This is a genomic window from Aquabacter albus (assembly GCF_040049275.1).
In the GTDB taxonomy this organism is placed as follows: Bacteria; Pseudomonadota; Alphaproteobacteria; order Rhizobiales; family Xanthobacteraceae; genus Aquabacter.
Genome location: NZ_JBDZDT010000003.1, coordinates 557,506 through 583,424, shown reverse-complemented (window position 1 = coordinate 583,424; position 25,919 = coordinate 557,506). Strand labels below are relative to the sequence as shown.

The 25,919-nt window shown below is 68.1% G+C and carries 24 protein-coding genes; 16 read left to right on the top strand and 8 right to left on the bottom strand.

Annotation, left to right across the window (positions count from 1 at the left end):
* Positions 1-132: 132 nt before the first annotated feature.
* On the bottom strand, positions 133-2,871 hold the full coding sequence (locus tag ABLE91_RS09115) for a ligase-associated DNA damage response DEXH box helicase (protein WP_348930481.1): 2,739 nt from the start codon (positions 2,869-2,871) through the stop codon (positions 133-135).
* Positions 2,872-3,208: 337 nt separating this feature from the next.
* Between ABLE91_RS09115 and ftsW the strand changes: the two genes are divergently transcribed.
* The 14 genes from ftsW to recN all read left to right on the top strand — a co-directional run bounded on the left by ftsW (position 3,209) and on the right by recN (position 18,358).
* Positions 3,209-4,390: a putative lipid II flippase FtsW gene (gene ftsW / locus ABLE91_RS09110; protein WP_348930480.1), complete on the top strand. Its 1,182-nt coding sequence runs from the start codon at positions 3,209-3,211 to the stop codon at positions 4,388-4,390.
* Positions 4,387-5,508 (top strand): undecaprenyldiphospho-muramoylpentapeptide beta-N-acetylglucosaminyltransferase, encoded by a 1,122-nt coding sequence (gene murG, locus ABLE91_RS09105; RefSeq protein ID WP_348930479.1) that lies wholly within the window; start codon positions 4,387-4,389, stop codon positions 5,506-5,508. The genes ftsW and murG overlap by 4 nt, the downstream gene beginning before the upstream one ends.
* 4 nt (positions 5,509-5,512) lie before the next feature.
* A complete protein-coding gene (gene murC, locus ABLE91_RS09100) occupies positions 5,513-6,928 on the top strand; it encodes a UDP-N-acetylmuramate--L-alanine ligase (protein WP_348930478.1) in 1,416 nt (471 codons plus the stop codon).
* 73 nt (positions 6,929-7,001) lie between these two features.
* A complete protein-coding gene (locus ABLE91_RS09095) occupies positions 7,002-7,889 on the top strand; it encodes a cation diffusion facilitator family transporter (protein ID WP_348930477.1) in 888 nt (295 codons plus the stop codon).
* A 21-nt stretch (positions 7,890-7,910) separates the two neighbouring features.
* Entirely contained in the window at positions 7,911-8,153 is a 243-nt protein-coding gene (locus ABLE91_RS09090; RefSeq protein ID WP_348930476.1) for a DUF4160 domain-containing protein, read from the top strand.
* Positions 8,128-8,388 (top strand): DUF2442 domain-containing protein, encoded by a 261-nt coding sequence (locus ABLE91_RS09085; RefSeq protein ID WP_348930475.1) that lies wholly within the window; start codon positions 8,128-8,130, stop codon positions 8,386-8,388. The genes ABLE91_RS09090 and ABLE91_RS09085 overlap by 26 nt, the downstream gene beginning before the upstream one ends.
* Before the next feature lie 51 nt (positions 8,389-8,439).
* Positions 8,440-9,363: a UDP-N-acetylmuramate dehydrogenase gene (gene murB / locus ABLE91_RS09080; RefSeq protein ID WP_348930474.1), complete on the top strand. Its 924-nt coding sequence runs from the start codon at positions 8,440-8,442 to the stop codon at positions 9,361-9,363.
* Between the two features lie 61 nt (positions 9,364-9,424).
* Positions 9,425-10,345 carry a D-alanine--D-alanine ligase gene (locus tag ABLE91_RS09075; protein WP_348930473.1) on the top strand — a complete coding sequence of 307 codons (921 nt, stop codon included), beginning with the start codon at positions 9,425-9,427 and terminating at the stop codon, positions 10,343-10,345.
* Positions 10,346-10,410: 65 nt separating this feature from the next.
* The gene (locus ABLE91_RS09070) at positions 10,411-11,289 is read left to right on the top strand and encodes a cell division protein FtsQ/DivIB (RefSeq protein ID WP_348930472.1); all 879 of its coding nucleotides are present in this window, start codon (positions 10,411-10,413) and stop codon (positions 11,287-11,289) included.
* 32 nt (positions 11,290-11,321) lie between these two features.
* On the top strand, positions 11,322-12,611 hold the full coding sequence (gene ftsA / locus ABLE91_RS09065) for a cell division protein FtsA (RefSeq protein WP_348930606.1): 1,290 nt from the start codon (positions 11,322-11,324) through the stop codon (positions 12,609-12,611).
* A gap of 88 nt (positions 12,612-12,699) precedes the next feature.
* Positions 12,700-14,391 carry a cell division protein FtsZ gene (ftsZ, locus tag ABLE91_RS09060; protein ID WP_348930471.1) on the top strand — a complete coding sequence of 564 codons (1,692 nt, stop codon included), beginning with the start codon at positions 12,700-12,702 and terminating at the stop codon, positions 14,389-14,391.
* Between the two features lie 277 nt (positions 14,392-14,668).
* Positions 14,669-15,610: a UDP-3-O-acyl-N-acetylglucosamine deacetylase gene (lpxC, locus tag ABLE91_RS09055; RefSeq protein ID WP_510181923.1), complete on the top strand. Its 942-nt coding sequence runs from the start codon at positions 14,669-14,671 to the stop codon at positions 15,608-15,610.
* Between the two features lie 205 nt (positions 15,611-15,815).
* Positions 15,816-16,673, top strand: coding sequence for an outer membrane protein assembly factor BamD (locus ABLE91_RS09050; protein ID WP_348930469.1), 858 nt, complete (start codon positions 15,816-15,818; stop codon positions 16,671-16,673).
* Between the two features lie 5 nt (positions 16,674-16,678).
* The gene (gene recN / locus ABLE91_RS09045; RefSeq protein WP_348930468.1) at positions 16,679-18,358 is read left to right on the top strand and encodes a DNA repair protein RecN; all 1,680 of its coding nucleotides are present in this window, start codon (positions 16,679-16,681) and stop codon (positions 18,356-18,358) included.
* Positions 18,359-18,593: 235 nt separating this feature from the next.
* Here the strand turns inward: recN and arfB are convergent, their stop codons facing one another.
* Together arfB and olsB are read right to left on the bottom strand one after the other, a co-directional pair.
* Entirely contained in the window at positions 18,594-19,016 is a 423-nt protein-coding gene (arfB, locus tag ABLE91_RS09040) for an alternative ribosome rescue aminoacyl-tRNA hydrolase ArfB (RefSeq protein ID WP_348930467.1), read from the bottom strand.
* Between the two features lie 91 nt (positions 19,017-19,107).
* Positions 19,108-20,193: a l-ornithine N(alpha)-acyltransferase gene (gene olsB / locus ABLE91_RS09035; protein WP_348930466.1), complete on the bottom strand. Its 1,086-nt coding sequence runs from the start codon at positions 20,191-20,193 to the stop codon at positions 19,108-19,110.
* Positions 20,194-20,560: 367 nt separating this feature from the next.
* Here olsB and ABLE91_RS09030 point away from each other — a divergent pair, with 367 nt between their 5' ends.
* Positions 20,561-21,187, top strand: coding sequence for a hypothetical protein (locus ABLE91_RS09030; protein ID WP_348930465.1), 627 nt, complete (start codon positions 20,561-20,563; stop codon positions 21,185-21,187).
* 48 nt (positions 21,188-21,235) lie between these two features.
* Here the strand turns inward: ABLE91_RS09030 and ABLE91_RS09025 are convergent, their stop codons facing one another.
* The 4 genes from ABLE91_RS09025 to ABLE91_RS09010 form a co-directional block, all read right to left on the bottom strand.
* Complete coding sequence (locus ABLE91_RS09025; RefSeq protein WP_348930464.1) at positions 21,236-21,880, bottom strand: tetratricopeptide repeat protein; 645 nt, start codon at positions 21,878-21,880, stop codon at positions 21,236-21,238.
* A 105-nt stretch (positions 21,881-21,985) separates the two neighbouring features.
* Positions 21,986-22,111: a type B 50S ribosomal protein L36 gene (gene ykgO / locus ABLE91_RS09020; RefSeq protein WP_012114086.1), complete on the bottom strand. Its 126-nt coding sequence runs from the start codon at positions 22,109-22,111 to the stop codon at positions 21,986-21,988.
* 129 nt (positions 22,112-22,240) lie between these two features.
* Positions 22,241-22,924 carry a DsbA family protein gene (locus tag ABLE91_RS09015; protein WP_348930463.1) on the bottom strand — a complete coding sequence of 228 codons (684 nt, stop codon included), beginning with the start codon at positions 22,922-22,924 and terminating at the stop codon, positions 22,241-22,243.
* 79 nt (positions 22,925-23,003) lie between these two features.
* Positions 23,004-23,480: a DUF721 domain-containing protein gene (locus ABLE91_RS09010; protein WP_348930462.1), complete on the bottom strand. Its 477-nt coding sequence runs from the start codon at positions 23,478-23,480 to the stop codon at positions 23,004-23,006.
* Positions 23,481-23,534: 54 nt separating this feature from the next.
* On the opposite strand from ABLE91_RS09010, the gene mutY reads away from it, so the two are divergent.
* Positions 23,535-24,605: an A/G-specific adenine glycosylase gene (gene mutY, locus ABLE91_RS09005; protein ID WP_348930605.1), complete on the top strand. Its 1,071-nt coding sequence runs from the start codon at positions 23,535-23,537 to the stop codon at positions 24,603-24,605.
* 9 nt (positions 24,606-24,614) lie between these two features.
* Here the strand turns inward: mutY and ABLE91_RS09000 are convergent, their stop codons facing one another.
* On the bottom strand, positions 24,615-25,781 hold the full coding sequence (locus tag ABLE91_RS09000; protein ID WP_348930461.1) for a site-specific DNA-methyltransferase: 1,167 nt from the start codon (positions 25,779-25,781) through the stop codon (positions 24,615-24,617).
* Between the last annotated feature and the right edge of the window lie 138 nt (positions 25,782-25,919).

Here is a 25,919-nt window from a genome sequence, read left to right as displayed (position 1 = left end):
ACTGTTTGCCGGCGCTGGCCGCCAATCTGGCACGTGAGGATTGCGCGTGGCCGAATTTTTTTAGGATAGATCGAAATTTTTTGCGGGGCGCATCGAGCAAGGCGCTGGCACGGGACAAGCTGCGCGTGCGCTCTACCCCATGGCCTCCCGCACAAGGTCTTCCTCCGCCTCCGCCAGCAGTGCCTCGGCGGTCTCCACGCTGCCCACGCTCTCCCGGCCGATCTCCAGCAGCACCGGCACCGAGAGGGGCGAGACGTGCTCCAGGGGTTGGTGGACCATGTGGCCCTTCACCCGCATGAGCATGTCGGAGAGGCGCCGCACGTCCAGAAGGCCGGTGGCGGCGTCGGCGCGCGCGGCGCGCAGCAGGACGTGCCCCGGCTCGTGGCGGCGGAGCACGTCATAGACGAGGTCGGTGGAAACGGTGACCTGCCTTTTGGTCTTCTCCTTGCCGGGAAAGCGCCGCTCGATGAGGCCGGCAATCACCGCGCAGGTGCGGAAGGTGCGCTTCATGAGGGCGCTCTCCGCAAGCCACGCCTCCAGGTCGTCGCCCAGCATGTCGGCGTCGAACAGAGCGTCCAGGGAGAGCCGCCCGTCTTTCACCGCCGCGCCCATGTCGCCCGCCGCATAGACGGCGATGGCGTAGTCGTTGGCGACGAAGCCGAGGGGCTTCAGCCGCGCCCGCTCCAGGCGGCGGGTCAGCAGCATGCCGAGGGTCTGGTGGGCGAGGCGGCCCTCGAAGGGATAGCAGACGAGATAGAAGCGCCCGGCGCGGGCGAAGGTCTCCACCAACAGGTCCGTGCGCCGCGGCAGGCGGGAGCGGGCGCGCTGAAGCTCCAGCCAGTCGCGCACCTGCCGGGGCAGGGTCTTCCAGCGCTCGGGCGCGGCGAGCAGCGCGCGCACGCCGGCCGCGAGGAAGGTGGAGAGCGGGAACTTGCCGCCCTCGTAGGACGGCACCTTGGGCTCGGTGGCGGTGGAGCGGGAGACGTAGATCTCGTCCTCAACCATCACGTCATAGCGCAGGATCTCGCCAGCGAAGACGAAGGTGTCGCCCGGCACCATGGTCTCGACGAAATATTCCTCCACCTCGCCCAGCATCTTGCCGCCATAGCGTGGCCGGCCGGCAACGCCGGTCTTGGAGGCGCCACGCGCGGAGACGAGGCGCACCTTGATCATGGTGGCCTCGACGATGGTGCCCACATTCAGCCGGTAGGATTGCGCCACCATGGGATTGGCCACGCGCCACAGCCCGTCCTTGGTGCGACGGATCTTGGCGTAGCGCTCATAGGCGCGCAGGGCGTAGCCGCCGGTGGCGACGAAATCGACGACCTGCTCGAAATCCTCCCATGAGAGGTGCCGATAGGGCGCGGCGGAACGCACCTCATTGTAGAGCGCCTCGGAGGAGAAGGGTTCGGCGCAGGCCATGCCGAGCACGTGCTGGGCAAGCACGTCCAGCGCCCCGGTGCGCTCCGGGGGAGTGTCCTGCGCGCCCGCCCGCACCGCTTCCAGAGCGGCACGGCATTCCAGCACCTCGAAGCGGTTGGCCGGCACGAGCACGGCGTGGGAGCTTTCGTCGAGGCGGTGGTTGGCGCGGCCGATGCGCTGCATGAGGCGGGACGAGCCCTTGGGCGCGCCCACGTTTATCACCTGGTCGACATCCCCCCAGTCGATGCCGAGATCGAGGGAGGAGGTGCAGACCACCGCTCTGAGCAGCCCCGCCGCCATGGCACTTTCCACGCGGCGACGCTGCTCCACGTCCAGCGAGCCGTGGTGGAGGGCGATGGGCAGATTATCGTCATTGATGCGCCACAGCTCCTGGAACAGGAATTCCGCCTGCCAGCGCGTATTGACGAAGACAAGGCTCATCTTGTGGGCCTTGATGAGCCCGTAGACCTCGGGAAGCGCATGGAGCGCCGTATGGGTGGCCCAGGGCATGGCCACCTGCGTCTCCAGCATGGACAGGTCCGGCGCCGCCCCGCCCGTGGCGATGACGAGATCGGCGAGGGGGCCGGGATCGCTTCCCGCCCCACGCGCTTTGCTCCCTCCCCCCTTGCGGGGGAGGGCTGGGGAGGGGGGTATTTCTCCGCTTGGTCCTCTCGCGGGGTTCCAGGCGACACCCGTTTCACCTCCCTCCCCAGTCCTCCCCCGCAAGGGGGGAGGAGGCACGTCGTGCAAAGGGAGAGGGGGCTCGGGATTCTGCCCCACCAGATAGCGCCTAAGATCGTCCGGCTCGGCCACCGTGGCGGAGAGGCCAACCGTCTGCAGTCCGGGCGCGATCTTGCGCAGCCGCGCCAGCGCCAGCGCCAGCAGGTCGCCGCGCTTCGACGTCACCAGAGCGTGCAACTCGTCCAGCACCACGCGCCTGAGGCCGGAGAAGAGATACTCGGCATCCTTGGACGCGAGCAGCAGGGACATCTGCTCTGGCGTGGTCAGGAGAATGTCCGGCGGATCGCGCCTTTGCCGCTGGCGGCGCGAAGACGGGGTGTCGCCGGTGCGGGTTTCCACGCGGATGGGAAGTCCCATCTCGGAGATGGGCGTCTCCAGGTTTCGGGCGATGTCCACCGCCAGCGCTTTCAGCGGCGAGATATAGAGCGTGTGCAGCGGCGAGGCTTTTTCCGGCGGCGCGCGCCCGGCCGCGCCCGGCTTGCGCTTCGGGTTGCGCCCTTCGCTCAGCTCCACGAGGGAGGGGAGGAAACCCGCCAGTGTCTTGCCGGCGCCGGTAGGGGCGATGAGGAGGGTGGATTTCCCCGCCCGCGCATGGGCGAGCAAATCCAGCTGGTGCGCCCGCGGCGCCCATCCGCGCGCGGCGAACCAGTTCAGGAAGATGTCGGGCAGGGCAGCGCCGGCCCCGAGTTCGCGCTTGGACACCGGCAATACGTAGTGTGCGCAGAGGGATTCCGCGAGCGGGACGCACTTGTCCTGGACAAGTGACGGCGAAGCCGGAACGCAGATCCGGGACCCAGCGCAAAGCTCCGGCGAAGCCGTCACCCCGCGACCAGCGCTACACGCCTCCGCTGCGCGGCAGCGAAGGCTCATCGAAGTGCCTTCGGCAGTCCCTTGCGCTGGGTCCCGGCTCTTCTTCCACTGCGCGGCGCTCCGTTGCAGTCGGCCAGGACACGGCGCTCCGCTTTAGGGGCACCCCCTTAATCCCCCGTCAACCAAGCTCCTTCATCCTACCGCCTCACGTTCCTGCCCCCGGAGTTCCGCCCAAATGATGTCACGCGCCGACCGCACCGTGCTCAGCGAATGGTGGTGGACGGTGGACCGCCTGCTGCTGGGCTCCCTGTTCGTGCTCATGATGATGGGCATCGTGCTGTGCCTTGCCGCAAGCCCGCCGGTGGCGGCCCGCCTCGGCATTCCGGACCCGTTCCATTTCGTGCAGCGGCAGGTGCTGTTCCTCATCCCGGCGGCGGCGGTGATGATCTTCACCTCCTTCCTCTCGCCGCGCACCATCCGGCGCGTCTGCGTGGTGGTGTTCCTCATCTTCCTGGCGCTCTTGTTCGCCACCCTTCTCTTCGGCCCGGAGGTGAAGGGCGCGCGGCGCTGGCTGATGATCGCCGGCATCACCGTGCAGCCCTCCGAATTCCTGAAACCCGCCTTCGTGGTGCTGGCCGCATGGCTGTTCGCGGAAAGCGGCAAGCGGCCGGAAATGCCGGCTCAGCTCTTCGCTATCGGCCTCCTCGGCTCGGTCATGCTGCCTCTGGTGCTCCAGCCCGACTTCGGCCAGACCATGCTGCTCGGCCTCGTCTGGGGAACTCTGTTCTTCCTCGCCGGCCTGCGCTGGATCTGGATGGTGGGGCTCATCGGCGTTGCCGGTGGCGGCGCGGTTCTCGCCTATAATGTGGTGCCCCACGTGAAGAAGCGCATCGACCGCTTCCTCGATCCCGCTTCCGGCGACACCTACCAGATCGACACGGCGCTGGAGAGCTTCCGCCATGGCGGCTGGTTCGGCCAGGGGCCGGGCGAGGGCACGGTGAAGCGCATCCTGCCCGACGGGCACACCGACTTCATCTTCGCGGTCGCGGCGGAGGAATTCGGCATCATCCTGTGCCTGATCCTCCTCTCGCTGTTCGCCTTCATCATCATCCGCAGCCTCACCCGCGCCTTGGACGAGCAGGACCCCTTCGCCCGCTTCGCCGCCACGGGTCTCGCGCTGCTGTTCGGCCTCCAGGCGTCCATCAACATGATGGTGAATGTGCACCTGATGCCCGCCAAGGGCATGACGCTGCCCTTCATCTCCTATGGCGGCTCCTCGCTCATCTCGCTGGCCTTCGGCATGGGCATGCTGCTGGCGCTCTCCCGCCGGCGTCCCGGCGCGGCCGCCTTGGCGGCGCTGAGCGAGCCGCCGGCCGACCCGCGCGCCCGCACCGGCGCCGCAGCGGGCGCCGCATGAGCGCACCATTGGCGCTTCTGGCGGCGGGCGGCACCGGCGGGCATCTTTTCCCCGCCGAGGCGCTGGCGAGCGTGCTCGCAACGCGCGGCTTTCGCGTGGACCTCGTCACCGACAGCCGCGCGGCGCACTATGCAGGCGCCTTTCCGGCCGGCGATCTGCATGTGCTCCCCGCCGAGACGGTGCGGGGCCGCTCGCCCGTGGCGCTGGCGAAGACCGCCTTCACCCTCGCCGCCGGGCTCGTCTCGGGCCTCGTTCTGATGCGGCGGCTGAAGCCCGCCATCGTGGTGGGGTTCGGCGGCTATCCCACGGTGCCGCCGGTTCTGGCCGCGTCCATCTTGGGCATGCCGACGCTGATTCACGAGGCGAACGGCGTCATGGGCCGGGCGAACCGCATGCTGGCGGGCCGCGTCACCGCCATCGCCACAGGCTTTCCCGACATCTGCGCGGGCGAGCCGGCTTTGGCCGAAAAAGCGGTGTGGACCGGCAATCCCCTGCGCCCCACCGTGATCTCCGCCGCCGCCACGCCCTTTCCGGCAACCGAGGGTCCATTCAACCTCCTCGTCTTCGGCGGCAGCCAGGGCGCGCGGGTGATGTCGGACATCGTCCCGCCCGCCATTGCCTTGCTCGAACCCGCGCTGCGCGCGCGCCTCCATATCGTCCAGCAGGCGCGCGAGGAGGACCTTGCCCGCGTGCGCGACGCTTATGCGGCGGCCGGCGTCTCCGCCGAGATCGCGCCCTTCTTCAAGGACTTGCCTGCCCGCCTGGCGGCCGCCCATCTGGTCATCTCGCGCTCGGGCGCTTCCACGGTGGCGGAGCTTGCCGCCATCGGCCGGCCTTCCATCCTCGTGCCGCTGCCCCACGCGCTGGACCAGGACCAGGCCGCTAATGCCCGTTCCCTGGAAAAGGTGGGCGGCGCGCTCCTCATGCCCCAGGCCGCCTTCACCCCAGAGCGACTGGCGGGCGAACTCTCGCGCCTCGCCTCCGACCCCCAATCCTTGACGGGAATGGCTCAAGCGGCGAGAAGCGCCGGCGCGCTCGACGCCGCTGAGCGGCTGGCGGACGTGGTTCAGCGTCTGGCGCGGGGGGCGCCGGCCGCGCTGTTGCAAGGAAAGTCTTGAGAGAATGAAGCTCCCCCTGGCCCTCGGTTCCATCCATTTCGTCGGCATCGGCGGCATCGGCATGAGCGGCATCGCCGAGGTGCTGCACAATCTCGGCTACCAGGTGCAGGGCTCGGACGTGGCCGAGAGCGCCAACGTCAAGCGCCTGCGCGAGAAGGGCATCGCGGTCACCGTGGGCCATGACGCCGCGAACGTGGATGATGCAGACGTGCTGGTGGTCTCCTCCGCCATCAAGCGTGACAATCCCGAGCTCCTGGCCGCCCGCGCCCGCCGTCTGCCGGTGGTGCGCCGCGCCGAGATGCTGGCCGAGCTGATGCGCCTGAAGAGCTGCGTCGCCATCGCCGGCACCCATGGCAAGACCACCACCACCTCGCTGGTGGCCACCTTGCTGGATGCCGGGGCCATGGACCCCACCGTCATCAATGGCGGCATCATCAATGCCTACGGCACGAATGCCCGCCTCGGCGATGGCGAATGGATGGTGGTGGAGGCGGACGAGAGCGACGGCACCTTCCTGAAGCTGCCGGCGGAAGTGGCCATCGTCACCAATATCGACCCCGAGCATCTCGACCACTTCAAGACCTTCGACCGGGTGCAGGACGCGTTCAAGGCGTTCGTCGAGAATGTGCCCTTCTACGGCTTTGCCGTGATGTGCATCGATCATCCCGTGGTGCAGTCCATGGTGGGGCGCATCGAGGACCGGCGCATCATCACCTATGGGGAGAACCCGCAGGCGGACGTGCGCCTCGTGGACGTGGACCTGAAGGGCGGCATAACCAAGTTCAACGTCATCTTCCGCGACCGCGCGGGCGAGACGGTGCACCGCATCGACGGCCTGCGCCTGCCCATGCCCGGCAAGCACAATGCGCTCAACGCCACGGCCGCCATCGCCGTGGCGCATGAGCTGGGCGTCTCCGATGCACGCGTCGTCGAAGCGCTGTCCCAATTCGGCGGCGTGAAGCGGCGCTTCACCCGCACCGGCGAATGGAACGGCGTCTCCATTTTCGACGATTACGGCCACCACCCGGTGGAGATCGCCGCGGTGCTGCGCGCCGCCCGCGCGGCCAGCGAGGGCCAGGTGATCGCGGTGGTGCAGCCGCACCGCTATTCGCGCCTTGCCTCCCTGTTCGATGATTTCTCCACCTGTTTCAACGACGCCGACCACGTGATCGTCGCCCCGGTCTATGCGGCGGGCGAGCCGCCCATTCCCGGCGCCGACCGCGACCATCTGGTGCAGGGCCTGCGCGCCCGCGGCCATCGCAGCGTCACGGCGCTGGAGGGACCGGAAGCTCTGGCGGGGGTCATCGCGGGCGTGGCAAAGCCCGGCGACTATGTGATCTGCCTCGGCGCCGGCAACATTACCCAATGGGCCTATGCTTTGCCCAACGAACTGGCAGCCGGCGCGGCCGAGGCGCGGTAAATTGGCCCAGGTTGCGCTGCAGCGCGGGAGACGATAGGCAAGCCGCATCCGCAACGATGCCCAGAGGGCCTTCATGAACCGCGCGCTCTGGGTCGCCGCCGGCAGCGTGGTCGTCGGCATCATCGTCTTCACCCTGAAGGGTGCTGCCTGGTGGGTCACGGGCTCCGTGGCGCTGCTGTCGGATGCGCTGGAAAGCATCATCAACATCGCGGCCTCGCTCGCCGCGCTGGTGGCGCTGCGCATCAGCGCGCAGCCGGCCGACGACAACCATCCCTACGGCCACCACAAGGCGGAATACTTCTCCGCCGTGCTGGAGGGCGTGCTGATCCTTCTCGCCGCCGGGTCGATCCTGCGCGAGGCCTATTTCGGCTTCCTCGATCCCCGCATGCCCGACCAGCCGTTCCACGGCATCCTGCTGAACGGCCTCGCCACCGTGCTCAATGCCGTGTGGTGCTCGGTGCTGCTGCGCTACGGCCGCCGGTGGCGATCGCCGGCTCTGGTGGCGGATGGGCGGCATCTTCTTACCGACGTGGTGACGTCCATCGGCGTCCTTGTGGGCTTCGTCCTCGTGCCCCTGGTGGGCTGGCCGCAGCTTGATCCGCTCATTGCCGGGCTGGTCGCGATCAACATCCTGTGGACCGGCTGGAGCCTGATGCGCGAATCCGTCGGCGGCCTCATGGACGAGGCGCCGCCCGCCAATGTGGTGGCGCGCATCAAGGAACTGGTGTCCACGCACGCTGCCGGCGCCATCGAGGCCCACGATTTGCGCACCCGCCATGCCGGGCGCATGACCTTCGTGGAATTCCACCTCGTCGTGCCCGGCGAGATGACGGTGGCCGCCGCCCACGACATCTGCGACCGCATCGAGCAGGCCTTCGAGGCGGACATGGAGGACATGGTGATCACCATCCATGTGGAGCCGGAAGGCGAGGCGAAGCACCGCGGAGTGGTGGTGCTTTAATAAGGTGCCCGGGAGGGCGGGATGCCGACAATCTTGAGATTGGATGGGTATCGGTTCTATTTTTACAGCCATGAGCCCAACGAACCGTGGCACGTCCACGTGGACAAGGCCGGTTGTTCGGCCAAGTTCTGGTTGGAGCCGGTGGCGCTTGCTGGGAATGCAGGGTTCTCAGCGCGGGAGATCGGTGAGTTGCTGAAGCTTGTCCGCGAGCATCAGGTTCAGTTCAAGGAGGCCTGGGATGGCTTTTTCGGCGCCGGCCGCTGACACGCGCGTCAAGGACGTTTCCATCGGAGAGAATGAGCTGTCCGTGCGTCTCATGGACGGGCGGACCATTAGCGTTCCTTTGGGATGGTATCCGCGCTTGGCGGGTGCAACACCTGATCAACGGAAGCATTGGGAAATAGCTGGCGGCGGCTATGGAATCCATTGGCCTGAGATCGATGAAGACCTGAGTACGGATGGCCTTCTGCGCGGGGCACCGGCACCCCGCCGGGGCTGACGAAGACTGTTCCCGTTTGGCTTTCTCCCGGTCACCCGCTAAAGCGGCGCCATGAGTTTCCCCGATCTCGTCCCCGGCCTTACCAGCGCGCTGCCCGATCTGCGCGGGCGGCTCGTTGCGAACGCGCCTTTGGCCGCGTTCACCTGGTTTCGCGTCGGCGGGCCGGCGCAGGTGCTGTTCGAGCCGGCGGACGAGGCGGGCCTGTCCTATGCCATGGCACGGCTGCCGGCGGATCTGCCCGTCACGGTGATCGGCCTCGGCTCCAACCTCATCATTCGGGACGGCGGCATTCCCGGCCTCGTGGTGCGGCTCGGCAAAGGGTTCAGCGATATCGCTGTCGAGGGCACCCAGATCCGCGCTGGTGCGGGCGCGCCTGATGTGAAGGTGGCGCGGACGGCGGCGGATGCGGGGCTGAAGGGGCTCGCTTTCCTGCGGGGCATTCCCGGCGCCATCGGCGGCGCATTGCGCATGAATGGCGGAGCCTATGGCGGCGAGGTGAAGGATGCGCTCGTCTCCTGCCGCGCCGTGGGGCGGGATGGCACCGTCCACGAACTGACCAATGCGCAGATGGGCTTCACCTATCGCCATTGCGATGCGCCGGAAGACCTCATCTTCACGCAGGCTTTGTTCCAGGCCGAGCCGGGAGACGCCGCCGAGATCGCGGCGGAGATGGAGCGCATCACCTCGTCGCGCGAGGCGACCCAGCCCATCAAGAGCCGCACCGGCGGCTCCACATTCAAGAATCCGGACGGCCAGAAGGCATGGCAGCTCGTCGATAAGGCCGGCTGCCGGGGCTTCACCCTCGGCAACGCCCAGGTCTCCGAGATGCACACCAATTTCCTCATCAATCTCGGCGGTGCCACCGCTGCCGATATCGAGGCGCTGGGGGAAGAAGTGCGCCGCCGCGTGCGTGAGACCTCCGGCATCTCCCTGGAATGGGAGATCAAGCGGATCGGGATACCGCTTTCCGCTTAGGGAATTGCAAACGCTGTTTGCGCTTTAATCCTGCGCCCGTCCGCCATCACAGGAAACTTTCATGTCCAAACACGTCGCGGTGCTCATGGGCGGCTGGTCCGCCGAGCGGGAAGTCTCGCTGCGCTCAGGCGAGGGATGCGCCCGCGCACTGGAGGCGGCCGGCTACCGCGTGACGCGGGTGGATGTGGGCCGGGATGTTGCGGAAGTGCTGGCGCGCCTCCAGCCGGACGTGGCGTTCAATGCCCTGCACGGCAAGCCGGGGGAGGACGGCACGATCCAGGGCATCCTGGAAATCCTGCGCATTCCTTATTCCCATTCCGGCGTCCTCGCCTCCGCGCTCGCCATGGACAAGGCGCAGGCCAAGGTGACGCTGGCAGCGGCGGGCGTGCCCGTGGCCACCGGCTTCGTGGTCTCCCGGGCAGAGGCCGCCAAGGGCCATGTGATGGAGCCGCCTTATGTCCTGAAGCCTGTGGCGGAGGGTTCCAGCGTCGGCGTCTTCATCGTGCGCGAGGATCAGGCCCACCCGCCGCAGGAACTGCATCGCGCGGACTGGTCGCACGGCGAAGCGCTTCTGGCGGAACGCTTTATTCCCGGCCTGGAACTGACCTGCGCGGTGATCCGCGGGGAGGCTTCGGACGTCACCGAGATCGAGGCTACGCAGGCTTTTTACGATTACGAATCCAAATATGCGCTCGGCGGTTCGCGGCACATTCTCCCTGCCCGCATTTTACCCGAAGTTTACCAACAGGTGCGGATACTTACGGCAACGGCGCATAAGGCGCTCGGTTGCCGGGGCGTCTCCCGTGCGGACTTCCGATACGACGACCGGACCGGGGATGCCTCGGGCTTGGTCTGTCTGGAGGTCAACACGCAGCCCGGCATGACCGAGACGTCCCTTGTGCCCGAACTGGCCGCCCATGCGGGCATATCGTTCGGCGAGCTTGTGACATGGATGGTGGAGGACGCATCGCTGGACCGTTGAGGGCGCTTCAGGCCCTCAAGCCGGGTGGGGCCCCGCAGCCGCAGGCGCGGCGCAGGCCCATCCCCATGCGCGAGCCGGCGCCGGCGAGCCGCACGGCCCTGTTCCTGCGCCGCCTCACCGTCCGCCTTGGTGCCTCGCGCCTCGGCCGGCGGGGTGCGAGCCTCCTGGCGGTCGCCGTGATCGGCGGCTTCTCGCTTTATGGCGTGGTGCTGGGCGGACACGTGGAAGAGGCCGAGGAGTTCTTCGTGGACCTCGGCGACGTGGCCGCCAATGTCGCCGGCTTCAAGGTGAAGCAGGTGAACCTTTCCGGCCAGAATCACGTGACCCCGCCGGAAATCCTCGCCGCCGCCGGCATCAAGGCCACCACATCCATCCTGTTCATCGATGCGGACGCGACCCGCGCGCGGCTCGAAGCCATGCCCTGGATCTCCAGCGCGAGCGTCCGTAAGCTCTATCCCGACCGCATCGACATCTCGGTGGTGGAGCGCGAGGCCTATGCGCTCTGGCAGTTCAACGGCCAGATCCAGGTGATCGCCCGCGACGGCATGCCTATCGCGCCTTACTCGGATGATCCGCGCTATGTCAGCCTGCCCATCGTGGTGGGCGAGGGCGCCGAGAAGCAGGTGGGCGAGATCGTCGAGGCGCTCGCCCGGGTGCCGGCGCTGCGCGATCAGGTGCGGGCCGCGATCCTCGTCGCCGACCGCCGCTGGACGCTGAAACTGCGCAACGGCATCGACGTGCGCCTCCCCGAGGAGGGGCTGAGCGACGCGCTGCTCCAGCTCGCGGACCTCGACCGCGAGAAGAAGCTGCTCACCCGCGACATCACCATCGTCGATCTGCGCCTGCCCGACCGGGTGGTGATCCGCCTGTCGGACGGCGCCTACGACGCCCGAATGCAGATGCTGAAGGCCAAGGCCAAAGCAAAGAAGGGAGGGGCCGCGTGAGGCACCGGCTCGCTCAAGGGTTCGCCCCGAAGATGCGCCCGATCCCGCCGAAGAAGAGCGGGATCATTGCAGTACTGGATATCGGCACCAGCAAGATCGTGTGCGCCATCGCCCGGCTGAAGCCGCGCGGCGCCTCCGACGTGCTGCACCGGCGCACCCATTCCATCGATGTGCTCGGTATCGGCCACACCCGCGCCCACGGCGTGAAGGGCGGGGCGGTGGTGGACATGGCCCGCGCGGAGCTGGCGGTGCGCCAGGCGGTGGACATGGCGGAGCGCGCCGCCGGCGTGCAGATCGCTTCCGTCATCGTCGGCGTCTCCGGCGCGCGGCTCGCCTCGCAGCATTATGAGGCCGCGGTGCGGCTCACGGCGCCGGCCGTGGAGGAATTCGACATCCGCCGCGTGCTGGAGGCTGCTTCCACCTATGCGGTGGGCGACGGGCGCGCGGTCATGCACGCTTTGCCCGTGGGTTATTCGCTGGACGGCCGGCGCGGCATCGGCGAGCCGTGCGGCATGTTGGGTCGCGAGCTCGGCGTCGACATGCACGTGGTCACCGGCGACCTCACCTCGCTGAAGAATCTCGTTCTGTGCGTCGAGCGCTGCCATCTCGGCATCGAGGCCATGGTGAGCGCGCCTTATGCGGCGGCGCTCTCTTCCCTTACCGACGACGAGATGGAACTAGGTGTCACCCTCATCGACATGGGGGCGGGCACCACCACCTTCTCCGTCGTCTCGGGCGGCCACTGCATGTATGTGGACGGCATCGCGCTCGGCGGCCAGCACATCACCAATGACGTGGCCCGCGGCCTTCCCGCCCGGCTCGCGGATGCGGAGCGCCTGAAGGCGCTGCACGGGGCGGTGGTCGCGGTTTCTTCCGACGACCACGACATGCTCACCATTCCCGCTTTGTCTGGGGATGACCGCGATCAGCCAAACATGGTTCCGAAATCTCGCCTCGTGACTATCGTAAAACCGCGAGCGGAAGAGATCGTCGAACTGATTCGCGACCGACTGAAGGCCTCGGGTCATGCCGGCGATGCGGGCCGCCGCCTCGTCCTCACGGGCGGCGCGGCGCAATTGCAGGGACTGCCGGATCTGATGGCCCGCGTGATCGGGCCGCAGGTGCGAATCGGCCGGCCGCTGGGGGTCTCCCGGCTGCCGGAAGCGGCGCGGGGCGCGGCTTTCGCGGTCGCCGCCGGGCTGCTGGTCTACCCGCAGGTGGCGGGGCTCGAGCACTTCGAGCCGCGCCGCCGCCAGGCGGTGGGGGCGGAGAGCGGAACTTATTTTGGCCGCGTGGGGCGCTGGCTGAAGGACAGTTTTTAGAGATGGTTAACCGAGTTCGGTCTTAACTCGGACCCAAGCCTCGGATTCGGACGACGGCACGGCGCTTCGGGCGCGACGGAGTGAGAACATGTCGATCAACCTTCAGATGCCCGACATTCGGGAGTTGCGGCCCAGGATCACGGTCTTCGGCTGCGGTGGCGCCGGCGGAAACGCCGTCAACAACATGATCACCGCCGGCCTTTCCGGCGTTGAGTTCGTGGTGGCCAATACCGATGCGCAGGCCCTTTCCCTCTCCAAGGCCGAGCGCCTTGTGCAGATGGGCGTGGCGGTGACCGAAGGCCTTGGCGCCGGCTCCCAGCCGGAAGTCGGCCGCGCCGCCGCCGAGGAAGTCCTCGACGAGATTCGCGACCACCTGTCCGGTTCGCACATGGTGTTCATCACCGCCGGCATGGGCGGCGGCACGGGCACGGGCGCTGCGCCCGTGGTGGCCCGCGCCGCTCGCGAGCTCGGCATCCTCACGGTGGGCGTGGTGACCAAGCCCTTCCACTTTGAGGGCCAGCGCCGCATGCGCGTCGCCGAGCACGGCATCAACGAACTGCAGAAGACGGTCGACACCCTGATCGTCATCCCGAATCAGAACCTGTTCCGGGTCGCCAACGAGAAGACCACCTTCGCGGACGCCTTCGCCATGGCGGACCAGGTGCTCTATTCGGGCGTTGCGTGCATCACCGACCTGATGGTGAAGGAAGGCCTCATCAACCTCGACTTCGCCGACGTGCGCGCCGTGATGCGCGACATGGGCAAGGCGATGATGGGCACGGGCGAAGCCTCCGGCGACAAGCGCGCCATCCAGGCGGCGGAAGCGGCCATCGCCAACCCGCTGCTGGACGAGACCTCCATGCGCGGGGCCGGCGGCCTGCTCATCTCCATCACCGGCGGCAACGACATGACGCTGTTCGAGGTGGACGAGGCGGCGACCCGCATCCGCGAGGAAGTGGACCCCGACGCCAACATCATTCTCGGCGCCACCTTCGACCAGTCGCTGGACGGTATCATCCGCGTGTCCGTGGTGGCGACCGGCATCGACCCCGCCGTCATCCCCGAGCAGATCCAGACCCGCGGGGAGGGCATGCCCGACCTCGGCGGGCGGAAGATGTCCAATGCCGGCCGCGCCGCCGTGGAGCAGGCCCGCGAGGCCCAGATCCGCAGCGCGGTGGCCGCAATCTCGGCCGAGGACCTGATGTCCCTCGAAATGCCGACGCCCACCCAGGCCCGCGTCCCGCAGCCCGCTCCGGCCCCCGCGCCGCAGCAGGCGGTGGCCATCGACGAGGTGACCATCCGCGCCGCGACCCCCAAGCCCTCCTTCTTCTCCGAGCCCGAGCAGCCCGCTCAGCCCGCGCAGATGATGCAGGAGGACGAGTTCGCGCCGTACATCCCGCCGCAGGCCCAGCGCCCGCGCACCCCGCGCATGCCGCGCGTGGACGAGCTGCCGATGCCGGCGCAGAACCAGATCCGCGCCCAGCGCACTGGCGAGCCGGCGGGCGAGCAGAAGAAGATGACGCTGCTCCAGCGCCTTGCGAATGTGGGCATGGGCCGGCACAGCGACGAGGCCGAGGCGCCCCGCGCCCCGCAGCCGACCATGCGGGCGCCTGCGCCCCCCGCCCAGCGCCCGGCCGCCCGCGCCGAGCCGGTGTCCGAATTCGCCAAGCGTCCCCCGGTCCGGCCGGCGGCGGAGGTTCCCACCCGCCACCCGCAGCAGCCGGGGCATGAAGAGGATCAGCTGGAGATTCCCGCCTTCCTCCGCCGGCAGGCGAACTGATTAACCTTCTTCTCTGTAACACGACATTGCGCCCGAGGCTTAGCCTCGGGCGTAAGCTTTTGATAACTAAGGGGTAATTAGGATTCAGCCTCGGTAACAGGCGGTAAGCAAGCGTGATTTGGCGCGACGCAGCAAGCCGTCTAGGTTCTCGCTCGAACCTTTGCTCAACACCCGTTTGGGGGATTCGATCCCGCCACCACGGCAAAAATGAGTAAGGGGCGTGAAACTTTAGGGGCGGGAGCCGACCGGCTTTGTGCCGCAACGCTTCCGAGGCGGAATGAACTCCGAGATGCAGACGACCCTGGCTGGCAAGATCGCCCTGAACGGCGTTGGCGTCCATGGCGGCGTTGAGGCCAATCTCACCTTCAAGCCCGCCGCCGCGGATACCGGCATCGTCTTCTCTCGCACCTTCGCCGACCAGTCGCCCCGCCGCATCAGCGTTTCCCGCCAGTCGGTGCAGGCCACCGATCTTGCGACCGTCCTCGGCGACCGCTCCGGCGCCCTGGTCTCCACGGTCGAGCATGCCCTCGCGGCCTTTGCGGGCCTTGGGGTCGACAATGCCGAAGTGGAAATCGACGGCCCCGAAGTTCCGATCCTCGACGGCAGCGCCGCGCCCATCGTGGCGGCGGTGGACACGGTCGGCGTCGCGAAGCTCTCCGCCCGCCGCAAGTATCTCAAGGTGCTGAAGCCCATCCGGGTGGAGAACGGCGCCTCCTTCGGCGAACTCACCCCCTACGATGCCGGCTTCCGCCTCGAAGTGGAGATCGAGTTCGAGCACGCCATGATCGGGCGCCAGCGATTCGCCGGCAACCTGACCCCCGACGTGTTCCGCCGCGATCTCTCCAAGGCCCGCACCTTCGGCTTCCTGAAGGATGTGGAGCGGTTGCGCGGCGCGGGCTATGCGCGCGGCGCCTCCCTCGACAACACCATCTGCCTCGATGGCGACGGCGTGCTGAACCCCGAGGGCCTGCGCTTCGCGGACGAATTCGTGCGCCACAAGGCGCTGGACGCGGTGGGCGACCTCGCCCTCGCTGGCCTGCCTCTGTTCGCGCGCTACCGTTCCTTCCGCGGCGGCCACAAGCTGAACTTCCAGGTGGTGGACGCGCTCCTCGCCGACCGCTCCGCTTATGCGGTGGTGGAAGCCCCCGCCCGCAGCCGCCGCGAGGGTGCGGAACTGGCCGTTGGTGCCCCGGTTCTCGCTTACGCACCGGAGCGCTGAGGCCGCCTTGCCCCGGGCTGGACGCACGGGGCTTCCCCTAAGGACGGTTGCGGCCTATTTGCCTTCTCGCAATATTTGCCGTCTCTTCACCAGTGCGCGCCACAATGCCGTCGGAAAGCGCCGTTAGCCGCGTTCGTGGCGGCCCTTCGGCCCGCAGCGGGCTGCGGTCGGGTGGGCCAACGGCTCGGGAGTGGATCTTCACGTGATGCGCCTTTTCTCTGACGCTGCTTCCTCGCGCGCCGTACGCTTCCGTGTGCTGGGGCTGCTCGGCGTGTTCCTCGTGGCGGCGAGCCTTGCGGGCTGCGCCAGCGACAAGGACGACATCATCGCCCCGGACGAGCCGGCGGAGAAGATCTACAATGAGGGCCTGACCCTCATGAACAAAGGCGACCTCACGGCCGCCGCCAAGCGATTCGAGGATCTGGACCGCACCCATCCCTATTCGGAATGGGCGCGCAAGGCGCTCCTCATGGACACCTATGTCTATTATCAGGCCGGCAAGTACGACGAGGCCATCGCCGCCGGCAAGCGCTACCTGACGCTGCATCCCGGCTCGGCGGACGCGGCCTATGCCAATTACCTCGTCGCCTCGGCGTATTTCGACAATATCCCCGACGTCACCCGCGACCAGAAGGCGACGCGCCAGGCGCTGGACGCCCTGGACGATGTGATCCGGAAATATCCCAATACCGAGTATGCCGCCTCCGCCAAGAAGAAGGTGGAAGTGGCGCGCGACCAGCTGGCCGGCAAGGAAATGATGATCGGCCGCTATTATCTGGAAAACCGCAACTACACGGGCGCCATCAACCGCTTCAAGGTGGTGGTGACCCAGTATCAGACCACCCGGCAGGTGGAGGAGGCGCTGTTCCGTCTCACCGAGGCGTATATGGCGCTCGGCATCATCGGCGAGGCGCAGACCGCCGCTGCCGTGCTCGGCTACAATTTCCCCGAAAGCTCCTGGTACAAGGACGCCTACAAGCTGGTGCAGCAGGGCGGTGGCGAGCCCCAGGAAAATAAGGGCTCCTGGATCAGCCAGGCGTTCAAGAAGCTCGGTCTCGGCTGACCTCCATGCTCTCCTCCCTCTCGATCCGGGACATCGTTCTGATCGAGAAGCTCGATCTCGTCCTGAATGAGGGCCTCACCGTCCTCACCGGCGAGACGGGCGCGGGAAAGTCGATCCTGCTCGATGCCCTCTCCCTCGCGCTCGGCGGCCGCGGCGACGGCGCGCTGGTGCGTCACGGCGAGGCCAAGGGGCAGGTGACGGCGGTGTTCGACCTCGCCCCCGACCATCCCGCCCGCGCGCTGCTGACGGAAGCGGACATTGCGGACGAGGGCGACCTCATCGTCCGCCGCGTGCAGATGGCGGACGGGCGCACCCGCGCCACCATCAATGAGCAGCCGGTGAGCGTTCAGACCCTGCGCGCGCTGTCCACCCGCCTCGTGGAACTGCACGGCCAGCACGACGACCGCGCTCTGGTGAACCCCGCGACCCATCGCACCCTCCTCGACGCCTTCGGCGGGCTCGGGCCGCGCGCCGAGGCCGTGAGCGGCCTCTGGCGCGCCTGGCGCACCGCCACAACGGCGGCCGCCGAGGAGCGGGCGCGGCTGGAGGCGGCGGCGAAGGATGCCGACTATATCCGCCACGCGGTGGCGGAACTGGAGGCGCTGGCGCCCGAGGTCGGCGAGGAAGCCGTGCTCGCCGAGCGCCGCACCGCCATGATGCGTTCAGAAAAGATCGCCGGCGACCTTGCGGAGGCTCTGGACGCGGTGGGCGGGGGCGGCTCGCCCGTTCCCTCTCTGGCCGCCGCCATGCGCCGGCTGGAGCGCCGCGCCGGCGAGGCGCAGGACATGGTGCGCCCCGCCGTGGACGCGCTCGGTCAGGCGCTCGATGCCCTGGAGAGCGCCCGCTCGCATCTGGAAGCGGCAGTGAGGGACGCGGATTTCGATCCGCGCGAACTGGAGCGCATCGAGGAGCGCCTGTTCGCGCTGCGCGCTGCCGCCCGCAAATATGGCGGCGCCATCGAGGACCTGCCGGCGCTCGCCGCCCGCTTCGCCGCGAACCTTGCGGCGCTGGACCGGGGCGCCACGCGCCTCGCCGCGCTGGACCGCGCGGCGGGCGAGGCGGAGGCCGCTTATGGAAAGGCGGCCGCGACGCTTTCGGCCGAGCGGAAGAAGGCCGCCGGCAACCTGGAAAAGGCGGTCAATGCCGAATTGCCGCCCCTGAAGCTGGAGCGGGCGCTGTTCTCGGTGGCGCTGGAGAGCGACCCTGCGGCAGCGGGCCCGGAGGGGCAAGACCGGGTGGAGTTCTGGGTGCGCACCAATCCCGGCACGCGCCCCGGCCCCATGATGAAGGTGGCCTCCGGCGGCGAGCTGGCGCGTTTCCTCCTGGCGCTGAAGGTGGTCCTCGCGGACCGGGGTTCGGCGCCCACCCTCATCTTCGACGAGATCGACACCGGTGTCGGCGGCGCGGTGGCGGACGCCATCGGCCAGCGCCTCGCCCGGCTTGCGGGACGGGTGCAGGTGCTGGCGGTGACCCACGCTCCCCAGGTGGCGGCGCGGGCCGGCAACCATTTCCTCATCGCCAAAACGAGTGCCGCTGGGGCAAAGAAGGATGCTCCCGTGGCCACCAAGGTCTCCATCCTGGCCGAGGCCGAGCGCCGCGAGGAGATTGCCCGCATGCTGGCGGGCGCCAGCATCACCGCCGAGGCGCGGGCGGCGGCGGACAAGCTGCTGCAGGGGGCGGGCTGAGGGAGAGGCTTTGTCCTGGACAAGCGAAGCTGTAAGCGGAGCGCAGATCCGGGATCCAGCGCAGGAATCCGGCGAAGCCGGCAATAAGCGGCCAGCGTAAAAGCGCCATCGTCGCGCGGCGGCACTGGCGGCGTGAAGCGCCTTCGGCGGTCCTTTGCGCTGGGTCCCGGATCTGCGTTCGCGCGATGCGCTCACTTGTCCAGGACAAGATGGTGCGGCGGGCGGACGGCCACCCTCACTCCGCCGTCGGCTTCCCCTGGCGCAGACGCTTCACATCCCCCCGCTTCTCCTTTGAAGCCAGCCGGCGCTCCTTCGAGGCCAGCGTCGGCCGGGTCTTGCGGCGCGGCGGCGCGACATAGGTCGCTTCGCGGATCAGCTCCACCAGCCGCTCGATGGCATCCTCGCGGTTGCGGTCCTGGCTGCGGAAGCGCTGGGCGTGGATGACGATGACGCCGTCCTGCGTCATGCGGCTGCCGGCGATGCGCACCAGCCGCGATTTCACCCCGTCCGGCAGATTGGGCGAATTCCGCGCGTCGAAGCGCAGCTGCACCGCGCTCGACACCTTGTTCACGTTCTGCCCGCCGGGACCGGAGGCGCGCACGAACGAAAGCTCGATCTCGTCCTCGGAGATGGCGAGGCGGGAGGTGATCTCGATCATGGGCAATGCCGCCCGTGCGCCGGAAGAGACATGCCCTCTTCAATGACGCAGGCGGGAAAGCGTTGCAATGGCGTGCGGGATTCCTCGCGCCTCAGATGGCGTGGCGATTCGCGCTCGGGCCGAAATGCTCCACATAGCGGGGCGAGATGTCGGCGCGCGGCAGGATGACCATGACATCCGTGGTGCCGAACTGGCGGTCCACCACCGCGCCGTCGCCGATATAGCCGCCGATGCGCAGGTAGCCCTTCACGAGAGGCGGAAGCGCGTGCATGGCCGCCTTCAGGTCCACCTTGTCCTTGGGCAGGATGTCCATGGGCGTATAGCGCGCCGGCAGCGCGCGGGCGCGCCACTCCTCAGGAGCCTGCGCATGGTGGTGCAGGAAGGAGAGGGGCAGGGCCAGCGCGGAAGGGTCGGTGCCGTCGAGACTCGCGCAGCCAAACATCACGTCGATATTGTTGCGTAGCACATAGGTCCACACCCCGTGCCACAGCAATTCGACGGTGCGCTTGTTGCGGTAGGGCTTGAGCACGCACGAGCGGCCCAGCTCCAGGAAGCGCAGGTCCGGATGGGCGTCGATGATGCGGTTCACATCGAATTCGCCCTGGGTGTAGAAGCCGCCGTGGCGCCGGGCCACGTCCTGCTTCAGGAGGCGATAGGTGCCGACCACCTTGGGCTTGCGGCGGCCCAGCACCATCTCGCCGGCTTCATAGTCCAGAACCAGGATATGGTCGCAAATGGTGTCGAAGGCGTCCACGTCCCGCCGCGCAAGGCGCGCCGCCGCGTCGGGAATGGCCGACTTCTCTTCGTAGAAGACCTTGTAGCGCAGGCGCTGCGCCTTGCGCACGTCGCTCGCCGTGCGGGCGAGGCGCACCTCCATGGGGCCGAGCCGGCCGAGCACCACCGGCTCGCCGAACGGCACGGCCTCGCGGTGGCGGATGCCGGAATAGGCGCGCAGATCGGAGACCAGCTTCTGCGGCCCGTTGAGGGCCGGAGTGCCGCCCTCGGAGAAAGCCTGCTGGCCCCAGGCAAATGGGCCAGGAAGCTTGCCGCTGGAGAATTTGGCGCCGGGGAATTTGGCGAAGCTTTCCTTGGCAACGTCGATGCCACGCCCCACCAGAGCGGGGAAATTGAAGCCCGCCGGGCCATGACCGGGATCAGGAGACGTGTGGCGTTTCATAGCAACGACCCCCTCCTTGGGCCGTCGCTGACGGGCGGCGCATCGGTGACCGGCCGCTTTCCGTCAACACGAGTTCTACCGCGCCCGGAGCGCCAAAGTGCGCCGCCTTCCCGCGTGAAAACCACACTCAACATATGTTTCATACGGTCATGTGACAATGAAAGAATACTGTAACCGGACCTGTGGATGGTAGCTCTGCCCGCAAGGCCGTCCGACCGGCCAGCGCGGGCGGATCATCGACGGACTGTTTACGAAGTCAGCCTTATCAAGGACTTCGCAGCAGGCCGTGAGTTATTTAGTTGACTTTTGGTTGGCTCATGCCGCGCCGCATTCCGTCCATGGGCGGCACGGGAAACAGGGGGTAGGAATGCGCATCTTCCGTAACCGCACCGTCGGCGCCGGCGCCGCGCTCGCGCTGCTTGGCGCTGGGGCTTTATTTGCCGGCTCCGATTCGGCCATGGCCCAGCCGCGGCCGGTGCCCAATGCGGTGACGACCATCGAGGTGCCCGGCGTCGGGCCCATGAACGTGCTGACCTACAATGCCAAGTTCGTCTCGGCCGACCCGGCGACGCGGCGCGTGGTGCTGGAAGGCAGCTGGGGCAAGCGCTGGTCGGTGCTCGTGCCACCCATGATGGGCGACGTCATGAGCCTCGCCAACAGCCAGAGCCTGGTGATCCGGGTTCTGCCGGCTGTGGTCACTTATCTCGGCAAGGCGCACCAGGGCACGCCCGGCGAGGTTTCGGCGGAAGTGGCGCTGGATGCCGGCCTTCCCGGCTGGCCGCAGGATTTCGGCTTCCGGGAAATCACCATCACCAGCATCCTGGTGGACATTAACAAGGCCGCCGGCACCATCAGCTTCGAGGGCATCGACGGCATCGTCCGCACCGTCAAGGCGGTGGACGCCAAGGTGTTGGCCGACCTCCAGCAGGTGCAGCTCGGCGACCTCTGCCAGATCCGCTATTACGAAGGCGTCACCATCAACACCGTGCGGTGAGCGGTGCGGGCAGGGCCGGGTCCAACCCGGCCTGCCCGTGAGGCGCGATCAGATTTCGCGACCTTCCACGTCGACCTTCAGGTCGTCGACGATCTCCTTGGCGGCGTCGAGATGGGGATTGATGGCCAGCGCCTTGCGCGCGGCCTCCAGCGCCCTCTTGTCGTCGCCCACCTCGCGCATGATCAAAGCGAGGCCGAGCAGCGCGGTATAATTGCGCGGCTCGCGGGTCAGCACCTCGCCGAGATCGGCGAGCGCGCCGGAATAATCATCCTGGGCATATTTGATGGAGGCCCGGCGGCTCAGCAGGGCAAGATTGTCCGGGACGATGGCGATCGCCGCGTCCAGAAGCTCCAGCGCGAGATCATATTCCTTCGCCTGCGCGGCCAACTCTGCGCGCGCCATCAGAAGGTCGGCACTGGGGCTGCCGGTCTGGGCGAGGAAGGCATCGAGCCGCGTGCCGAGCGCCTTGGCGCTGCTCTCATCGGGCGCGAGCCGCAATGCCTCGAACAGCGCGTCGAGCTGCGTGCGCCGGTCGCGCGGCAGCTTGGGGCGGGCGGAGGGCTCGCCCTTGGCCTGGGGCGTTGAAGGGGCAGGCGCGGTCTGGGCCCATGCCGGCGCAAGGCACAGCAAGCCGGTAGCCAAGGCGGCCACGGGCAGGCTCAGGATGCGGAAAGTTGAGGACGTCAACCACATGGGGCCAGTTTCGGCTCACCCATGCGGCCCGTCAACCGTGCCGCGCCGCATCAAGCAGCCGCGCGGATCACGAGGTCTCGACCGGCGGGACCGGTCGAGAGGATGTCAGCCCTGGCGCGCCTTGTAGCGCTTCTGGGTCTTGTTGATGATGTAGACGCGGCCCTTGCGGCGAACCAGACGGTTGTCCCGGTGGCGTCCGAGCAGGGACTTGAGAGAGTTACGGATCTTCATGACACACTAGCCTTCGGCCGACCGCGGCGCGCGGACCGCGCGGCTCGTCGACACCATGTTGTTGGATCGAGGCGGCTTGATATGAGGCGGCGGCGCCGTTGTCAACGCCGCGCTGCCTTAATTGGCGGCTCACTTCCCTTGGAGCAGGGGCGCCAGTTCCTTGTCCAGGTCTTCGGGCGTGAGGGCGCCGGAGACCTTCTTGCCATTGATGAAGAAGGTGGGGGTGGAATCCACGCCCAGCTCCTTGTTGCCGTACTGGGCGCTGGCCTGGACCTTCTCCGCCAGTTCCTTGTCGGAAAGGCACTTCTCGAAGTCCGCCTCGCTCATGCCGGCCTGCTTGGCGACCGTGAGCAGCCCCTGCGCCGGGTTCGAGCCGAACGCCCAGGCACGCTGGGTGTCGAACAGGCTGGAAACCATGGGGAAATATTTGTCGGCCGGCATGCAGCGCGCCAGCATGAAGGCGGCGGTGGCCACCGGGTCGAACGGGAATTCGCGCAGGATGAAGCGCACCTTGCCGGTGTCGATATATTTCGACTTCAGCACCGGGAAGGTCTTGGCGTGGAAGGCCGCGCAATGGGAGCAGGTGAGCGAGGCGTATTCTACGATGGTGACCGGCGCGTTGGCAGCGCCCATGGACTGCTCCGGCAGCGGGCTCGCGGCCGCGGCCATCAGCTTCGCTTCGTCTGTGGTCTGCGCCGCGGCCGGGGCGATGAAGCCGTCGAGCCCTGCGAGCCGCGAGAGCGGCCCCGCCACGGCCACGAACAAAGCGAGCTGGCCTGCGCCTTCGAGGAAGCGGCGGCGGGAAAACAGCATGACGGTCTCCGGAAGATAAATTCGGCGCGGACAGGAGCGGGCTAACACGGCAAGGGTGTGGCGAGAAGCCCGCCCGTGATCAAGATTCGCGGCGCTCCCGCCGCACGAGGGCGCCGAGCCGGGCGAGGGAGGCGGCGAGCGCCTCGTCCTCGAACGCGCCGATCTCCCGGCGCACCGCATCCACCGCCTTCTGTTCGGGGGGCGGTGGCATGACTGGCACCGCGCGGGTCGGCACCGGCCCCTGCCTCAGCGCGATGCGGCCGACGCAGCGCCAGCCGAAATAGGCATTGATGCGCTCGATCACCACCGGCGCGGCATATTGGAACTCGATGGCATAGGGCCCTTCCACGCGCACCGTCAGCGTCGCCGGCTCCGCCTCGGTGCCGCGGGGCCATTGCAGCTTCATGGGCATGGAGCGCGGCGCGAGGTCCGGGCCGACGATCTCGTCCCAATGGGTGACCACCTCCACCACGGAGAATCCCGCTTTGCCACACAAGGCGGCGATGGACGGGCCGACGATGTCGGCAAGCGGCTGGGGGCCGAAGGGCTTCTTCACGAGGTCCCCCTTGCCCGGGCCGAACGGGAATTGCAGGTTGCGTCCATGGACCAGATGATCCTCTCCGGCGCCGCGCGGGGCAAGGCCGGCGCCCCGGCCCCTTCCGCTCTCCTCGCCTGGTATGACCGCCACCGCCGCCGCCTGCCCTGGCGCGCCGAACCGGGCCGGCGGGCGGACCCCTATCACGTCTTCCTCTCCGAGATCATGCTCCAGCAGACCACAGTGAAGGCCGTGGGGCCATATTTCTCAGCCTTCCTCGCCCGCTGGCCGACAATCGCCGCGCTCGCGGCGGCGCCCTTGGAAGAGGTGCTCTCCGCCTGGGCGGGGCTCGGTTATTACGCCCGCGCCCGGAACCTGCATGCCTGCGCGAAGGCGGTGGTGGCCCGCCATGGCGGGCGCTTCCCGGCGGATGAGGCGGCGCTGCTCGATTTGCCGGGCATCGGCCCCTACACCGCCGCCGCCATCGCCGCTATCGCCTTCGACCTGCATGCGAGCCCGGTGGACGGCAATATCGAGCGGGTCGTCAGCCGGCTCTACGCCATCGGCACGCCCTTGCCTAAGGGCAAGGTGGAAATCAAGGCCCGCGCCGCCGCGCTGACGCCGGTGAAGCGCCCGGGCGATTTTGCGCAGGCTATGATGGATCTCGGCGCCACCATCTGCACACCGCGCTCCCCGGCCTGTTCGCTTTGTCCGTGGATGGACCCGTGCATCGCCCGCGCCGAGGGCGATCCCGCGCGCTATCCCGTAAAGGCGCCGAAGGGGGAGAAGCCGTCCCGGGCGGGCATTGCGTTTCTTGCAGTGCGGACTGACGGCGCAGTGTTGCTGCGTACCCGGCCGGAAAAGGGCCTGCTGGGCGGCATGACCGAAGTGCCCTCCACGCCCTGGGCTACGGGCGCGGTCTCATCCGGTGGGCATGAGCCGCTGAAGGCCACATGGCGCGCCTTGCCGGGCAGCGTCGTCCACGTCTTCACCCATTTCGCGCTGGAACTGGCGGTGTGGCGCGCCGATCTCCCACCCTCCGCGCCAGCCCCCGCGGGCCACCGCTGGGTGCTGCCCCGCGACTTCGAGCGGGAGGCTTTGCCCAGCGTTATGCGCAAGGTGCTGGCGCACGGGCGGGTGATCTGACGGTGGGGCTTACTCCGACCCCACCCCCAGCTCCGCCCGCAGCCGGGCGCGGAGCATGTCGATGGGGTGGAGGCGGCCTTCCTGCTCCACGTGCCAGAAGGTCCAGCCATTGCAGGCTTCGGCCCCTTGCGCCAGCGCGCCCATGCGGTGGATGGAGCCGACCGCCGGCGCATTGTTGGCGACGATGGCGATGGTGCCGTCCGCGCGCACCACGGCGCGCACCCGGCCCTTGGCATCGGTGAGCTCGGCGCCGGGCGTCACCAGCCCGCGCTCCACCAGGGCCGAGAAGGCGACGCGCGTCGCCTCGCGGGCGCTGGGCGGGGCGGCCAGCGCCGCCTCGGGCAGAGGCTCCACCGCGGCGATGCGGCGGGTGGCGGCGGCGGCATAGCCGGGATCGCGCTCGATGCCGATGAAGTGGCGGCGCAGGCGCTTCGCCACAGCCGCCGAGGTGCCGGAGCCAAGGAAGGGGTCAAGCACCACGTCGCCGGGCTTGGAGGCGGAGAGCAGCACGCGGGCGAGCAGCGCCTCGGGTTTCTGAGTGGGGTGGATCTTGCGTCCGTCCCCGTCCTTCAGCCGCTCGGCGCCGGTGCACAGCGGGATCAGCCAGTCGGAGCGCACCTGCACGTCCTCGTTGCCGCCCTTCAGCATCTCGTAATTGAAGACATAGCCCTTCGCATTGGGCTCGCGGGCGGCCCAGATCAGGGTCTCGTGCGCATTGGTGAAGCGCCGGCCCCGGAAGTTGGGCATGGGGTTCGCCTTGCGCCAGATCACGTCGTTGAGGATCCAGAAGCCCAGATCCTGCATGGCGGCGCCGACGCGGAAGATGTTGTGGTAGGAGCCGATCACCCACAGCGTGGCGCTCGGCTTCATCACCCGCTTCACCGCGGCGAGCCATTCGCGGGTGAAGGCATCATAGGCGGCAAAGCTTTCGAACTGGTCCCAGTCATCGTCCACCGCGTCCACGCGGCTTTCGTCGGGGCGCTTCAGCTCGCCCTGGAGCTGGAGGTTGTAGGGCGGGTCAGCGAAGACGATGTCCACGCTGGACGGCGGGAGCGCGTTCATTTCCGCGATGCAGTCCCCCATATGGATCCGGTCCAAGCCGAGGGCTTCGCGGCCGGCGTCGCTGCCGGAAAGGCGGGGCGCCCGCAGGGGCGCCCCTTTACGCAGCACATTCATGAGACGCAACCCGTACGCAACGCTTACACGGGAGGCAGTTTTGAGGTGCAGCGGTAAAGGTGACGTTAGCGCCGGAGGGATTTTGGCGAGTTTTGGCGATCCGGGAGAGCAGTGGATTGTTCGCCACCTAAACCACCG